The sequence below is a fragment of the Nocardia sp. NPDC052001 genome, assembly GCF_040680615.1.
Classification (GTDB): Bacteria; Actinomycetota; Actinomycetes; order Mycobacteriales; family Mycobacteriaceae; genus Nocardia.
This window is the reverse complement of sequence record NZ_JBFAXC010000006.1, coordinates 507411-522247: the sequence shown is the minus strand read 5'-3', so window position 1 is coordinate 522247 and position 14837 is coordinate 507411. Positions and strand designations below refer to the sequence as shown.

The following is a 14837-nucleotide window of genomic DNA, read 5'->3' as shown; positions in this document are numbered from 1 at the left end:
CCCGAATCCCCGTCACCTAGGCTGTCAGCGTGAGTGACGCAACCCCACCGGAGAGCGCGGGCCGCCGGCTGGCCAAACATCTGGCCCTCTACACCGTCGCCCGGCTCGGCCTGGTCGTCGTCATCGCCGCGATCATCCTGGGTATGGCCGCCATCGTGAAGGTCGACATCCCGCTCATCGTGGCCGCGCTGTTCGCGCTGCTCATCGCCATGCCGCTCTCGCTGCTGCTGTTCAAGAAGCTGCGGACGCAGGTGAACAAGGATATCGCCGCCGTGGACGCCAAACGGCGCAGTGATCGCGAACAGCTCATGACGCGACTACGCGGCGAAGACCAGTGAAGCGCTGTGATCGCTCGGCGCCCCGCGACTGGGTCGACAACGCGGTCCGGCTGATCGACGCGGACGCCCAGCGCAGCGCCGATACCCATCTGCTGCGCTATCCACTGCCCGCCGAATGGGGCGTGCAGCTGTACCTCAAGGACGAATCCACCCATATCACCGGCAGTCTCAAGCATCGGCTGGCGAGATCGCTGTTCCTGTACGCCATTTGCAATGGCTGGATCACCGAGGGCACCACGGTGGTGGAGGCCTCGTCCGGTTCGACCGCCATCAGCGAGGCGTACTTCGCGAAACTGCTCGGCCTGGACTTCGTGGCGGTCATGCCCGCCACCACCTCGCCGGAGAAGATCGCGCTCATCGAGGCGCAGGGCGGCCGCAGCCACCTGGTCGAAAAAGGCCCCGAAATCTATACCGAGGCAGCGCGTTTGGCGCGCGAGTGCGACGGCCACTATATGGACCAGTTCACGCACGCCGAGCGGGCGACGGACTGGCGCGGCAATAACAACATCGCCGAATCGATCTTCCAGCAGCTGGCTCTGGAGACGCATCCGGTGCCGGAGTGGATCGTGGTCGGCGCGGGTACGGGCGGCACCAGCGCTACCATCGGCCGCTATATCCGGTATCGCCGCCATGCCACCAAACTGGCCGTGGTCGATCCGGAGAATTCGGCTTTCTACGGCGGCTATGAACGCTCCGACGCGGGCTATCAGACCGGGATGGGATCCCGGATCGAGGGGATCGGCCGCCCGCGGGTGGAGCCGTCCTTCGTCGGCCAGGTCGTCGACTGCATGCTCGAGGTGCCGGACGCGGGTTCCATCGCGGCGGCCCGGCATGCGAGCCGGGTGCTCGGCCGCCGGGTCGGCGGATCCACCGGCACCAATCTGTGGGGTGCGTTTGCCCTGATTGCCGACATGATCGCGGCCGGTCGCACCGGCAGTGTGGTCACCCTGCTCTGTGATGGCGGGGACCGTTATGCCGGAACCTATTTCAATGACGCGTGGGTTGCCGGTCAAGGGCTGAGTCTGGACGAACCGACCGCGATCATCGATCGATTCATCGCCACCGGTACTTGGTCGGGCTAGTTTTCGCACCGCACAGGGCTCGGCTGAGAAGGGCCGCTCACCCCTCCGATTGATTGCTGACGATTTGCTGCAACGGTTGGGTTGGTGCTTGCTCGCGAAGTGAAGCATTCATGTTCGGTCGTTCGGGGGATAGCTCCCGCACCTCGCCGGTGTTAATAGCCCTTGACGCTTTTGGCGTTTCGCGCAGCACTGGACGGGTGACCGCCATGGGTTGATCGACCCCCGCGCCGACCACCAACATCCAGGATTGCAGCGTCGAGGAGGTGCGCCAGATGTTCATTCGCAACTCGGTGATGGCGAGCGTTTTCGGATCGCGCACCACCTTGGTGCGATCGCGTCGTTCGCTGGATAGGTCGTCATCGCGCCACATGGACTCGAACTCCGGACTGGCCATGCAGTTCTCGATGATTCGCGTGGTGTGCTGATCGGGGCCATGTCGGGCGAGCAGCATCCGGAACATGCCGAGGGTCTGCCGCGCCTCACCCTCCCAATCGACCAGTACTGTCCGAGCCACCGGATTCAGCACCATCCACTCCACATAGTTGTGACCCGGATCGAGCTGCGGGAAGGTCTGCGCGTGCGCGGCATTGACCGCGAGGATGTCCATGGCTCCGGAGATGTACGCCGCGATCTTGGGGTTGAGCAGGTGTAGGTACTCCAGATCGGTGGCGGTGGGGTGATCCGATTCGGCGCGTGGGAACGGCCCCTCGGCCAGGGTGAGCGCGTATTCGAATTCGACGGCCCGCAGTTCCAGTGCGGCGCCGAGGGATTCGACCACCCGGCGGGAAGGGTTGGCGCCGCCCTCGATCTTGGTCAGATAGGGCACCGACAGGTTGGCGAGCCAGGCCAGTTGTGGGCGGGTGAGGTTCGCGGTTGTCCGGCGCTGGCGAATGTACTCGCCGAACGTTGGTACTCCATTCATTATTTAGGGTGACCTTACTAGGTGGGGCGGTATCCCGTTTCCGCCCCAGTTTGAAACAACAACAAATCTGAAGTCGCGCCGGGTCGCCCCGATTTCCGGTCATGTCAATTTTCGTTGACACGCTCGCGGCGTCAACGTAAATTGACGTCATGAGTGAAGCAACGACTCTGGCGGCCGCCGCCGGCAGCCCCGACCCGCAGGTCGGACTCCGCGCGGTCCTCGCCCTGCGCCGGCTGCTCGAGCGACTCGAGGCGATCCAGGTCACCAATGCCCGCACACAGGGCTGGTCCTGGCAGGCCATCGCCGACTCGCTCGAGGTCAGCAGGCAGGCGGTCCACCAGAAGTACAACCGGAAGGGCGGTATCCGCTGATGTTCGAACGATTCGACAAGGCGGCCAAATACGCGATCGTCATCGCGCAGGAGGAAGCGCGCGAACTGCGTGCGCCATCCATCGAAATGGAGCATGTACTGCTCGGGCTGCTGGTCAGCCCGGACGCGGGGCTCAAACAGGTGCTCGCCGATCACGGCTACACCGCCGAAGGCGTGCGAGAAGCGCTGGCGCGCAAGCGAACCACCGAACCCCTCGGTGAAGAGGACGCGGCCGCGCTGCGCTCCATCGGCATCGATCTGGACGCCGTGCGGGAAAGCCTGGAGGCCACTTTCGGCGAGAACGCGCTCGAACGGGCGGTCCCGGTGGAGGAACCCAGGCGCGGGCGCATGCGCGGCTGGGGAATGGCCAACGGGCACATCCCCTTCGACCGGGACGCCAAGAAAGTATTGGAGCTGTCCCTGCGCGAGGCGCTCACCCGGGGTGACGATCGCATCGAGGCCGGGCACATTCTGCTCGGCATCCTGCGCGCCCCCAATGCCGCGACGCGGCGACTGCTCGGCGACGAGACCGCGACCAGGACGCTGCGCGCCGCCGTCGGCGACTACCTCGATCACGCGGCCTGAGGCGGACCGGGTGCGAACGCGTGTGAAGATCACCCTCCGACGCGTTCGCGCCCTACGATCGGGGCATGACGCTCCTGCTACGTCTGCTGATCAACGGTGTGGCCATCTGGCTCGCGTCCGTATGGGTCGGCGGAATCGAGATCCACGGTCCCGACGATCCGGCCACGACCACCGACAAGATCCTCGTCATCGCGGTGATCACGGTCATCTTCACCATCGTGAACGCGCTGGTGAAGCCGCTGGTGAAACTGCTGTCACTGCCGCTGGTGGTGTTGACGCTCGGGCTCTTCCTGCTGATCGTCAACGCGCTCATGCTGTGGCTGACCTCGAAGATCACCGAGCACACCGATTACCAGCTGCATGTGAACGGATTCTGGGCCGCGTTCTGGGGCGCCATCATCATCACGCTGGTGAACTGGGTGCTCGGCGTGCTCGTCCCCGACGAGGACTGAACGACTCAGCCGAAGGCCAGCGCCAGTCCGGTCACGACCGACCAGATCAACAGCGCCAGGCCCGTACCGGCAAGGGCGGGAATGAGTCCCGGCCCGTTCTTGCCGGTACGGACCGGCTCATTGGCCTTGATCGCCAGCGGCAGCGCGAGCAGACCGGCCAGCGCCCACGGGGTGCGCGCGGCCAATGCCAGCGTGGCCAGGAACGGGACCGCCAGCAGCACGATATGCAGTGTGCGCGTACGGGTATCGCCCAGGCGCACCGCGAGGGTGGTCTTGCCGGTGACCGAATCGGTCGGGATATCGCGCAGATTATTGGTGACCAGCACCGCGCTGGAGAACGCGCCCACCGCGACCGCGCAGGCCAGTCCGGCCCAGTCGACGCGTCCGGCCTGTACGAACTGGGTGCCGAGCACCGCGACCAGGCCGAAGAACACGAAGACCGCGATCTCACCGAAACCGCTGTAGCCGTACGGATTTCGGCCGCCGGTGTAGAACCAGGCCCCGGCCAGGCAGGCCGCGCCCACGATCAGCAGCCACCAGGCGCTGGTCAGAACCAGGATCAAGCCGATCACAGCGCCCAGCACCAGGCAGCCGATGGCGGCATTGCGGACCGCCTGGGGCGACGCCAGTTTGGAGCCGACCAGGCGCAGCGGCCCGACCCGCTCGTCATCGGTGCCGCGAATACCGTCGGAATAGTCGTTGGCGTAGTTCACGCCGATGATGAGGGACAGCGAAAGCAGCAGGCACAGCACCGCTTTCCACCACACCGCCCCGTCGATCGAGGCGGCGGCCCCCGTGCCCGCCAGGACCGGGGCGATCGCGTTCGGCAGAGTGCGCGGCCGAGCGCCCTCGATCCACTGTGCTGCTGTAGCCATGTATCGCAGCCTAGTGCGAGGGTTCCGGCCGCACCCGTCAGCGTGTCGGGCGGGGCGCGCTCATGCTTCCGCGGCGGGCCGCGCTCATGCTTCCGCGGCGGCCTTCAATTGCGCCAGGCCCTTCTCGAAGTCCTTGCCGATCATGGAATCCATCGGCATGAGCTTGGCCATGAACGCCATCAGGCCGCTGCGCTCACCGGTCATCCGCCAGCTGACGGCGGTGCCCTCGGGTTGCGCGATGAATTCGAAGGTGACCTGATTGGTGTTCCGGATCGGCTTCTCGAAATTCAATCGAATGCCGATGGCCTGCGAGGTGACCGAGGTGATCTCCATATCGCCGCGGCCCGCCTTGCGGTTGCCACTCCAGAAATACCGGGCGCCGATACCGCGATCGGCCCCGCTGTACGTGCGTTCCATGGCCGGATCCAAGCCCTCCCACGGTGACCACTGCTGCCACTGGTGGAAGTCGTCGACGAGTGCTTGGATCCGGGCGGGATCGGCCTTGATGACCGTTTCCCGGTGGATGTCGAATGCGGCCATGATCGCCAGCGTAGGGGACCGCACCGACGGATCCGGTGAATCGGGCGTCCTCCGCGTCGCTCACCTAGGATTGGCAAGGAATGTTTTCGGAAACAGGCAGTGCCAACGGCGCCGGGAGTACCCGGCCGGCACCCGCGAGCGACACGGTCCTGCTGGCCCTGCTGGGCGAGGTCGCCGTACGTCGCGACGGCGGGCTCGCACCCGTACCCGGAGCCCGGGCGCGCCTGCTGGTCGCGGCCCTGGCCACGCATCCCGGTCGCAGCCGCAGCGCGCAGGCCCTGATCGACGACGTCTGGGGTGAGGATCCGCCGCGCGCCCCGATGAACGCGCTGCACACCCAGGTCTCCCGGCTCCGCTCCACCCTGCCCGAGGGCGCGCTGGAGATCGGCCCGGCCGGATATCGCCTGATGCTGCGCCCCGATCAGGTCGACCTGACCCTGGCTCAGCAGCTGGAAAACCAAGCGCGCCAGGCGCATACGCGCGGCGACGACACCCACTGCCTGGCTTTGATCGCCGAGGCGCGCACGCTCTGGCGCGGTGACCCAGCCGCCGATCTGCCCGCCGGGTCGGTCGCGGACGAACTCACCGAACTCGCCACCGCTCGCCGTCACGGCCTGGACACCCTCGAACTCGCCGCCCGCGAAGCCGTGGGCGATCTGGCCGGAGCCCTCGAGCTGGCCCGATCCGCGGCCGCCGCACAACCTTTCGACGAACCCGCGCACGGCACCCTCATGCGCCTGCTCGCCGCCGCCGGGCGCACCAACGAAGCCCTGGACGTATTCGCTTCCCTCCGAACCCGTTTGGTCGATCAACTCGGCGCGGACCCCGGCCCCGCACTCACCGCCATGAACACCGCCCTGCTCCGCGGCGAACCGTTGCCGGGGGCGCGCCGGTCCGACCGGCGGGATCCGAGTCCGCTCGCCGGAGCGGACACGCCGACCGCGACGGGCTACCGCCGGGGCGAATCCGCGCCGAACTACGCGGGGGATTCCGGTCAGGGCTACCCGCGGTCGCCGTATTCGGATCGCACCGAACCCGCGCGCGGCTCCGGGCAGGCCGACGGCCGGGCGAATTCCGGTGCAGCGCACGGATATTACGGATCACAGCCGGGCAGCCCGGGGACACGGCAGCAGGGTGTGGGCGAGCCACCCGGGGCGGGCGATACCGGTGGCCGCGCGGACGATTCCGGTGCGGGCTGGGGATCGGCGCAGAGTCTGCGGCGGATGGCCGCGGCGCAGCACGCGGCCGGAACGCGCGATGCCGGTGACGGCGCCGGGGTGGGGATCGGATTGCGGGCCGCGCCGAATCCGCTGCTCGGTCGGGAGGCGGATATCGATGCGCTGGAAGAGCTGCTGCGCGCGTCGCGGGTGACCACGGTGCTCGGTCCGGGCGGTACCGGCAAGACCCGGGTGGCCAATGAGCTCGGGGCGCGAGTGGCGCACGAATGCACGGTGGCGCTGGTCGAATTGGCTTCGCTGCGGGCGGATCCGGCGGGGGACGCGGAGACCCGGGCGGAGATCGAAGCCGCCATCGCCACCACGCTCGGGGTCGGCGAGTTCAGCCGGGACACCAATATTCTGCGGGCGACGCGCACCCGGGATCTGGGGCAGCGGCTGCGGGAGGCGTTGTCCGCGCGGCCGATCCTGCTGATTCTCGACAATTGCGAACACCTGGTGGACGCGGTGGCCGAGCTGGTCGCGGATCTGGTGGGGGCCAGTGATCAGCTGACGGTGCTCACCACGAGCCGGGCTCCGCTGCAGATCACGGCGGAAACGGTATACCCTTTGCCGCCTTTGACCATCGACGCGCACGGTTCACCGGCCACCGAACTGTTCATGGCGCGGGCCCGCGCGGTCCGGCCCTCGGTGCGGCTGGACCCGGAGGTGGTGGCGCGGCTGTGCCGCACCCTGGACGGTCTGCCCCTGGCCATCGAACTGGCCGCCGCGCGCACCCGCACCATGAGCGTCGAGGAGATCGAATCCCGGCTCGACCATCGTTTCGCGTTATTGCGCAGCGGCGATCGCAGCTCCCCCGAACGGCATCGCACCCTGCACGCGGTGATCGAATGGAGTTGGAACCTGCTCGACGGCGAACAGCGCACCGCGCTGCGCCGACTGTGCAGATTTCCGGCGGGTTTCACCCTCGCCGCGGCCGAGACGGTGCTGGCCGGGGCCGATATCGCCGATGCCGCCGCGGCCGTGGACGGCCTGGTGGGGCAATCGCTGCTCACCGTGCTGGAATCCGACGACCCGGATTACGACGGCACCCGCTATCGCATGCTCGAAACCGTTCGCGAATACGGTGAGGAGCAATTCGCCGTGGCCGGGGACGCGGATCTGGTCATGGACCGGATGTCCTGCTGGGCAAGGGAATTCGCCCTGACATCGGCGCGCAGGTATCACGGCGACGATCAGGTCGCGGTGGTGCTCGGCGTGGCCGCCGAGGTGGACAATCTGAACGCGGTGCTGCGGTACGCCGTCGACCATCGTGATATCGCCACCGCGCACGCGGTGTATCCGGTGCTGGCCACGCTGTGGATGATGCGCGGCGCGCATCTGGAACTGATGAGCTGGTCGTCCCGCATGCTGGGTATGCCGCTGCGCACGGGTCCGCTCGCCGCCGAGGCAGCCGACCTGCAGATGTTCGGGCAGCTGATGCTCGGCCTGCATCTGACTTTCCTGGGCGGCGGTGGCAATCGCGATGCCCTGCGCGTCCGCGCTCGCATCCGGCACCTGTTGCGGGTGGGCGGCGCACTGAGTCCGGCTTTCCGCTTCCTCGGCGAAGTGGCCGCGCTGACCAGGACCGGGGTGCAGTTGGGTCGCAAGTTCTGCGATGGCGTGCGGTCGGCCGACGCGCACACCCGGGTGGTGGCGCTGCTGTTGCGCGCCAATGTGCGGGAGAACTCCGGGGACGTGTACGGCTCCATCCGAGATGCGGTGCGCGCCTTGGCAACCGGAGCGCAGGACGATCTGTGGGGCACCGCCATGGTGTGCCAGCATCTGGGCGGTATGTACGCGCAGTCCGCGCGCTATACCGATTCGGTGGAGTACTACCGGCGGGCCGCGGAGCTGCTCACCACGCTGCGCGCGTACGACGAGAGCGTGGAGATTCGCAGTTATCTGGCGGTCTCGCTGACCGGGGCCGGGCAGCCCGAGCAGGCGCGCCGGGAGCTGATGCCGCTGCTGCCCGGCGTCGGCATCGATCCGGCCATGGTGCACACCGACGTCCCACCCAATCACCGGCGTGCCACCGTGGCCTCCGGGCTCGCGGAACTCGAACTGGCCGAAGGCGATATCGATACCGGGCTGGCTCGCTTCCGGCAGGCCCTGACGCTGATGGCGTGGCCGCACGGGACGGTGGCGCCCGGACCTGGCGATCTCATGGTCGCCGCGGCCGTGATCGACGCGCATGTGCTGCACGGGCATGCGCCGGAGGTCGACGAATTGGTCGGTCAGTTGGTCGAAATGGCGGTGCTCAAACTCGGCCAGTTCTGGGATCTGCCGCAGATCGGCGCCGCGGCGAACGCCCTCGGCAGTCATCTGCTCGCCTCCGGACGCGATCTCGACCGGGCGCTGGAGATTCTCGTGCTCGCGCCGAAAGTCTTCGCGCGCCAGGACTATCCGTCGATGAACTGGCGTCGCCATATCGAACTGCACCTGCCCGTGGTGGGCGCGGACCGGCTGGACGCGGCCATGCGCGCGGCGACCCGCTGGAATCGGCGGGGAGCTTCCGAGCGGATCATGGAACTGATGGGCGAGGTGCACGAAAACCTCTGACTCCGAGACGATCCGGCGGCGTTCGCGCCGGATCGTCCCCGAGTATCTGCTCAGTCCCGTTCGGCGAATTCGGGGGCGGGGGTCTCGGCCGGGCCGCTGTCGTCGGTGCGCAGCAGTCGCCAGCCGACCAGTCCGAGCGCGATCGCGCCGAGGACCAGCAGCACGGTGGTGTCGGAGACGGCCCCGCTGAGGCGTTGCACCGTTGCCTCCACATGGAATTCGGTCTCCGCGCCCAATAGTCCCGGCAGCGCCGAGGTGCCGTCGAAGATCAGGAACACCGCGCCGAGCAGGATGAAGAACAGTCCGGAGAGCAGCGACGTGCTGTGCAATTCCAGCTTGCCCACACTGAAACTCTTGCCGCGCAACAACTTTCGCTGCCCCAGGCCGAAGCGGTCCCAGCATGCCGCCAGCGCGAACAGCGGAGCCGCCATCCCGAGGGCGTACACCGCCAGCAGCAGTCCGCCCTGCACCGGCGATCCGCCGACCGCCGCCACCGCCAGAATCGAGCCCAGAATCGGCCCGGCGCAGAATCCGGCCAGGCCGTAGACCAGGCCCAGCAGATACACCGCACCCGAGCGTTCCGGACGCCCCTGTTTCGCCGCCGCGCGCCGGGCGAAGCCGAAACTGAAACCGCGCCCGAGGATCTGCAGCACGCCCAGGCCGATGATGGTCCACCCGCCGATGGTGATGAGCAGTTCGCGATTGTTCGAGAACAGCTGTCCCGCAAACGATCCCGCGATGCCGAGCGGTACCAGCGTGGTGGCCAGGCCCAGATAGAACATGCCGGTGCGAGCCAGCAGTCTGCCGCTCGAGGTGAACGAGTACGCGAAGAAGCTCGGCAGCAGCAGTGCGCTGCACGGGCTCAGCAGTGCCAGCAGGCCGCCCAGGAAGGCCGCGAAAAAGCCTACGGTGCCGCTCATTCCGCGTGTCCAGACGCGATATTCGCGGCCGCCTCGATCACCGCGGCGAACTGTTCGATGGGTTGCGCGCCCAGTACCGGGCGGCCATTGACCAGGAAGGTCGGCGTGGAGGACGCGCCGAGCGAATACGCTTCGGCGGCATCGCGCTGGACGGCCGCGGTGGCGGCGGGGGAGTCCTGATCCGCGCGGAATTTCGCGATATCCGGTACCCCCGCCTGTTCGGCGAATTCGGCCAGCCGGTCCGGGGTCAGCACGCCGGTGTTCTTCTTCTCGGGCGCGTTCGCCTGCACGGTGTCGTGGAATTCCCGGAATCTGCCCTGCTGGGCGGCCGCCCACGCGGCACGGGCCGCGTTCTCCGATTCCGCGCCGAAGATGGGGAAATTGCGCCATTCGATGCGCAGCACACCCTGATCCACATATTTCGCGATGAGCTTGGGTTCGATGGTGCGGCCGAAGGTGCGGCAGAACGAGCACTGGAAATCCGAGTACTCGATCATCACCACGGGGGCGTCGGCGCGGCCGAGCGCGAGCGGATCGCCAGCATCGCGGCGCGCCAGTTTCGCGAGTTCGGCGAACATGGGATTGGTGGTGGCGGCCGCCGCTTCCGGCGTGGATTTCTTTTCGCCGCCGAGCATTTGGAAACCGGCGATGGCGAGCAGGCAGGCCGCCGCGAACAATGCGAGCCCGGCGAACATCTTCCTAGTGCCGCTCGGACGCTTCTTACGAGTTTTGGACATGCGAATACCCCTGGACGACTCGGGTCCTGATCGATGTGAAATGTGCTGGAAGACATGGCTGTACGCCGGGTCTCCTAAATGATCAGCACCGTCGTCAGATGGGGGGATGTCACGGGCAGCGTCGGCCCGCGCGGCTGGATGTCATAGGAAAGCCACTGGGTGGCGGGGAGTTCCGGAATCACCGCGAATACCGGCGTGAGCAGCTGATCCGCCGCGGCACGCGGTGGTGCGGCGACCTGGCCGATCGGGTCCGAACCCTGCTGATCCCGGCGCTCGCAGAAGGGTGAGTGAATGGTCGTCACGGTATCGGCGGGCGCTACCGCCGCCTGTACCGAAACCTGTTGCGTCGAACCCCAATCCGCGACCGCGGCGAGTAATCCGACAATGGCGAAAAGGCCCATCAACAGCGCAGCACACGACAGCCGGAATGACTTCCGGCTGTGCGGGGCAGGATGGGAATTCACCGCCCCGACCATAACAGCCGAACTCGCGGGCACGGCAAAATGCCCGCCCACCGGGGATTCGGCGGACGGGCATTCGGCGTGATTCAGGTTATGCGTGCCGCATGTAGGCGCGCAGTGCGAGCGGGGCGAACACGATGATCACCACGACGCCGCCGATGAGCGACCAGGCCAGGTTGGCGCTGACGCCGGTCCCGTTCATGAGCTCGCGGGCCGTATTGACCATGTAGTAGACCGGATTGGCCTTGTTGATGCCCTGCAACCAGCCCGGCATCTTGTCGACCGGTGCGAAGGTGCCGCCCATGAAGGTCAGCGGGAACATGATCATCATCGAGATGCCCTGCACCGAGGCCGCGCTCTTACCGGTGACGCCGACCAGCGCCCAGATCCAGCTGATGGCGAAGGAGCAGAACACCACGACCAGTCCGGCCGCCACGACACCGAGCACGCCGCCCTCGGGACGGTAGCCGAGCGCGAGACCGACGATCACGGTGAGCGTGGTCGCCAGGCCGTAGCGCACCATATCGGCCAGCAGTGCGCCCGCCAGCGCCGAAATACGGGCGATGGGAAGGGATTTGAAGCGATCGAAGACGCCCTTGTCCATATCCTCACGCAATTGGGTGCCGGTGGCGACCGAGGTCAGCACCACCGTCTGCACCAGGATGCCGGGAATGAGCAGCGGCAGATAACCCGAGACGCTGCCTCCGATCGAGCCGCCGAAAATGTAGGCGAACAGCGCGGTGAACAGGATCGGCTGCACGGTGACGTCGAACAGCTGTTCCGGATTGTGCCGGATCTTGAGCAGGCCGCGATACGCCATGGTCAGCGAGTTCTGCACCGTCTTCTTCAGACTGATGTGATTGCTGACCTCGGGAATCGGGGCCGGGGTGACCTGTTTGGTCAGGCCGGGGGAGGTGAGTGTGGTGGTCATGCCGCGCTCTTTTCGGTATCGGCGGAGTCGTCTTCGGCACCGTGTCCGGTGAGCGCGAAGAACACCTCATCCAGGCTGGGCTTGCTGACATTGATTTCTTCGACCCGAATGTCGTGCTCGCGCAACCGGATCAGGATGTCGGTGGTGATGGCGGGATCGGGCAGCGGTGCGGTGATGCGGCCCGCCTCGGGGGAGACGGTCGCCTCGACGGTCTTGCCCTCGGCGCGGGACAGATACTCCGAGACCAGGGCGCGGGCCTCATCGATGCGGCCGCGGTCCTCGAGGGTGAGCTGCAGCGCGGACAGGCCGACCGAGCCCTTCAATTCATCGGAGGTGCCGTCGGCGATGACCTTGCCGCGATCGATGACCGCGATCCGGTCGGCCAGTTGATCGGCCTCGTCCAGGTACTGCGTGGTGAGCAGTACCGTCGAGCCCTCCCGCACCAGGCGGCGGATGGTCTCCCACATCTGGGCGCGGGTGCGCGGATCCAGACCGGTGGTCGGCTCGTCCAGGAACAGCAGCGGCGGGGTGGAGATCAGGCTGGCGGCCAGATCCAGGCGACGCCGCATACCGCCGGAGAAGTTCTCCAGGGCCTTGTTGGCGGCCTCCTCGAGTCCGAACTCCTCCAGCAGTTCGGCGGCCTTGCGCCGGGAGTCGGCCTTGGACAGGCCGAGCAGCCGCGAGAAGATAATGAGATTCTCGGTGGCCGTGAGCTTTTCGTCGACCGAGGCGTACTGCCCGGTCACGCCGATCAGCGAGCGCACCGCGGTGGGTTCGGTCAGCACATCGCGGCCGAAGATGCGGGCGCTGCCGCCATCGGGCTTCAGCAGGGTGGCGAGCATGCGAATGGTGGTGGTCTTCCCGGCGCCGTTCGGGCCGAGTACGCCGTACACCGCGCCGCGCGGAACCGCCAGGCTCACGCCGTCGACAGCCCGCTGCTCCCCGAAGATCTTGACCAGGTCATTCGCCTCGATGGCGAGCGCCTCAGCAGGTGTGTATGAAGTCATGACCCATACTCTGCGGACCCGGACTTACACGCCCCTTGCATGACGATTGCGCGCCGACGCAAGCCGGTGACGGCACTCACGCAAGCCGGTCGTGCGAGCGCGCAGGCTGGCGTGGCGAGACCCGCTCGAGCCTACGGTGACCCTCATGAGCAGCGCATTCGTCACCGCCGCCGCGCGTTCCCAGGCATTCGGACCCGCGCTTGTTAGCCTGGCCACACGTTCTTGCTCGACCTGCTTTTCGTTCCCGGTTCGTTCCGTGCGTATGGATTGCGAGGTTCCGTTGAGAGTCGTTCCCGTCGCCCTGACCACGGCCCTGGCCGCGCTGACCGCGGTCGTGACCACCGTCACCGCGCATGCCACGCCGCTCGCGGTGGACGCCCCGGATTCGCCTGCCGCGCAAGCGGAACAGCCCGGGTCGAATCAGCTGCTGCTGACCTGCCCGCCGACGCCGGACGCCGACGACCCGCTCGCGCCCATCCCGCCGCGCGATCCGCTGTGCGGTGAGAACGATATGCAGCTGACCGGGGACGTGTACCTGCGCAGCAACGCCTATCGGCGATTGTCGACCATCTACGGGCCCGATGTCGCGGTCAGCCTGATCGGCAACAATCACTATCAGCTGCGCGATCATTCGGGGAATCTGATCCTCGGCGAAGACCGCAGCACGCTGCACCATGTGCCGTTCGGGCGGGAGATCCCGCCGCCACTGCCGGGCAATACCGCCGATCTGACACCGCATGAGCAGGCGGTCCGGGAAGGCATGTCCCGGGTGACGGTCGGGCTCATGCAGGGTGTGGTCTACACCGGCGATCTCACCGATATGTCCGCCTATCTGACCACGCCGATCGGCTCGCTGATCGTGCAGGCGCCGGGTACCGGAGCCGATCCGTTGCAGCCGGGACCCGGCGGTGAACGAGAGTTGCAACTGCTCAACAACTTCCAGGTGCTGGACGCGCACGGTCGCTACGTCATGGGCAATACGCTCACGCTCGGTTCGCCAATGGCATTGTGGCCCAACGCCGCGGTGCCCTGCCCCGTCGGCACCGTCCCCATCTCCCAGCTGCCCTCGGCAGACAAGCCGCCCCGCAATGCGGCGGACCTGCCGGATCCGGTGTGCAAGGCCCCGGCCACCGTCCCGATCACCGGATTCATCGACGATCCGGCGGCGGACCCGGCCGCCCCGCCCGCACCCGGGACCAAGCCGAATCCCGATCCGGTGCAGCGGCAGAAGGACATCAACGACGCCTACAGCGCGGTGGGCACCCAGTTCGGTCTCGCGGTCAGCGTCGGCGGCCTGGTCGGCGGTATGACCGGGCTCATCATCGGTTGTCTCGCAGGCGGAATCGGCGCGGGCACGGCGGGCACCTTCTCCGCCGCGCTCGCGGGCACCGCCACCGGATTCGCGGGCGGCTGCCTCACCGGCGCGGCCCTGCTCGGCGCGATGGGCGGCACCATCGGCAGCCTCGCGATCGGCGTTCCGGTCGGCATCATCTCGGGCGTGAACGCCTACAACACCCTGCGACTCCAGGGCGATGTGGCGCGCAACCCGATCGCGGACCTCGCGCCAACACCCAAAGCACCCGAGGTGTCACCGCTCATCACGGCGGGCGTCCCATCCGAACTCGCCGCGGCCGTTCCGCCGCAACTGATTCCGGCGGTCGCCGACTTCATCGCTCCGGTCGCCCCGCAACTGGCGGCTGATCTCAAAGCCCCGCAGGACGTTCCGCCGATCGCACCGATGGACGGCCTGACCCAACTCGCCGCCTCGGTGGCTCCGATGATCGCGAACGCGATACCCGCGCTCTTCGGCCAGCCCGCCGAGCCCGCCCCGGCGGCGTAGA

Annotated in this window: 15 protein-coding genes; 7 read left to right on the top strand and 8 right to left on the bottom strand. The window is 67.4% G+C overall.

The genetic code is table 11. From position 1 onward, the window contains the following. Positions 1–29: 29 nt before the first annotated feature. The gene (locus AB0L82_RS28695; protein ID WP_364642902.1) at positions 30–338 is read left to right on the top strand and encodes a DUF4229 domain-containing protein; all 309 of its coding nucleotides are present in this window, start codon (positions 30–32) and stop codon (positions 336–338) included. Then, positions 335–1420 carry a PLP-dependent cysteine synthase family protein gene (locus tag AB0L82_RS28690; protein ID WP_364642901.1) on the top strand — a complete coding sequence of 362 codons (1086 nt, stop codon included), beginning with the start codon at positions 335–337 and terminating at the stop codon, positions 1418–1420. The genes AB0L82_RS28695 and AB0L82_RS28690 overlap by 4 nt, the downstream gene beginning before the upstream one ends. A gap of 37 nt (positions 1421–1457) precedes the next feature. Here the strand turns inward: AB0L82_RS28690 and AB0L82_RS28685 are convergent, their stop codons facing one another. Next, complete coding sequence (locus tag AB0L82_RS28685) at positions 1458–2342, bottom strand: helix-turn-helix transcriptional regulator (RefSeq protein ID WP_364642899.1); 885 nt, start codon at positions 2340–2342, stop codon at positions 1458–1460. A 149-nt stretch (positions 2343–2491) separates the two neighbouring features. Between AB0L82_RS28685 and AB0L82_RS28680 the strand changes: the two genes are divergently transcribed. The 3 genes from AB0L82_RS28680 to AB0L82_RS28670 all read left to right on the top strand — a co-directional run bounded on the left by AB0L82_RS28680 (position 2492) and on the right by AB0L82_RS28670 (position 3749). Then, complete coding sequence (locus tag AB0L82_RS28680) at positions 2492–2713, top strand: helix-turn-helix domain-containing protein (RefSeq protein WP_364642897.1); 222 nt, start codon at positions 2492–2494, stop codon at positions 2711–2713. Continuing rightward, positions 2713–3297, top strand: coding sequence for a Clp protease N-terminal domain-containing protein (locus tag AB0L82_RS28675; protein WP_364642896.1), 585 nt, complete (start codon positions 2713–2715; stop codon positions 3295–3297). Before AB0L82_RS28680 ends, AB0L82_RS28675 begins: the two co-directional genes overlap by 1 nt. Before the next feature lie 65 nt (positions 3298–3362). Beyond that, a complete protein-coding gene (locus tag AB0L82_RS28670) occupies positions 3363–3749 on the top strand; it encodes a phage holin family protein (protein WP_364642894.1) in 387 nt (128 codons plus the stop codon). Between the two features lie 5 nt (positions 3750–3754). Here the strand turns inward: AB0L82_RS28670 and AB0L82_RS28665 are convergent, their stop codons facing one another. Continuing rightward, the gene (locus AB0L82_RS28665) at positions 3755–4624 is read right to left on the bottom strand and encodes a 1,4-dihydroxy-2-naphthoate polyprenyltransferase (protein WP_364642892.1); all 870 of its coding nucleotides are present in this window, start codon (positions 4622–4624) and stop codon (positions 3755–3757) included. Between the two features lie 84 nt (positions 4625–4708). Then, complete coding sequence (locus tag AB0L82_RS28660) at positions 4709–5164, bottom strand: SRPBCC family protein (RefSeq protein WP_364642890.1); 456 nt, start codon at positions 5162–5164, stop codon at positions 4709–4711. Positions 5165–5244: 80 nt separating this feature from the next. Here AB0L82_RS28660 and AB0L82_RS28655 point away from each other — a divergent pair, with 80 nt between their 5' ends. After that, positions 5245–8940, top strand: coding sequence for a BTAD domain-containing putative transcriptional regulator (locus tag AB0L82_RS28655; RefSeq protein ID WP_364642888.1), 3696 nt, complete (start codon positions 5245–5247; stop codon positions 8938–8940). A gap of 50 nt (positions 8941–8990) precedes the next feature. On the opposite strand, the gene AB0L82_RS28650 is transcribed toward AB0L82_RS28655, so the two are convergent. From AB0L82_RS28650 to AB0L82_RS28630, 5 genes are all read right to left on the bottom strand, one after another. Continuing rightward, positions 8991–9860: a cytochrome c biogenesis CcdA family protein gene (locus AB0L82_RS28650; protein ID WP_364642886.1), complete on the bottom strand. Its 870-nt coding sequence runs from the start codon at positions 9858–9860 to the stop codon at positions 8991–8993. After that, on the bottom strand, positions 9857–10597 hold the full coding sequence (locus AB0L82_RS28645; protein WP_364642884.1) for a thioredoxin domain-containing protein: 741 nt from the start codon (positions 10595–10597) through the stop codon (positions 9857–9859). Before AB0L82_RS28645 ends, AB0L82_RS28650 begins: the two co-directional genes overlap by 4 nt. Positions 10598–10671: 74 nt before the next feature. After that, positions 10672–11061: a hypothetical protein gene (locus AB0L82_RS28640; RefSeq protein ID WP_364642882.1), complete on the bottom strand. Its 390-nt coding sequence runs from the start codon at positions 11059–11061 to the stop codon at positions 10672–10674. Between the two features lie 88 nt (positions 11062–11149). Beyond that, positions 11150–11989 (bottom strand): ABC transporter permease, encoded by an 840-nt coding sequence (locus tag AB0L82_RS28635; RefSeq protein WP_364642881.1) that lies wholly within the window; start codon positions 11987–11989, stop codon positions 11150–11152. Continuing rightward, entirely contained in the window at positions 11986–12996 is a 1011-nt protein-coding gene (locus tag AB0L82_RS28630; RefSeq protein WP_364642879.1) for an ATP-binding cassette domain-containing protein, read from the bottom strand. Before AB0L82_RS28630 ends, AB0L82_RS28635 begins: the two co-directional genes overlap by 4 nt. Positions 12997–13276: 280 nt before the next feature. Here AB0L82_RS28630 and AB0L82_RS28625 point away from each other — a divergent pair, with 280 nt between their 5' ends. Next, positions 13277–14836 (top strand): hypothetical protein, encoded by a 1560-nt coding sequence (locus AB0L82_RS28625; RefSeq protein ID WP_364642877.1) that lies wholly within the window; start codon positions 13277–13279, stop codon positions 14834–14836. The last annotated feature ends 1 nt before the right edge of the window (position 14837 follow it).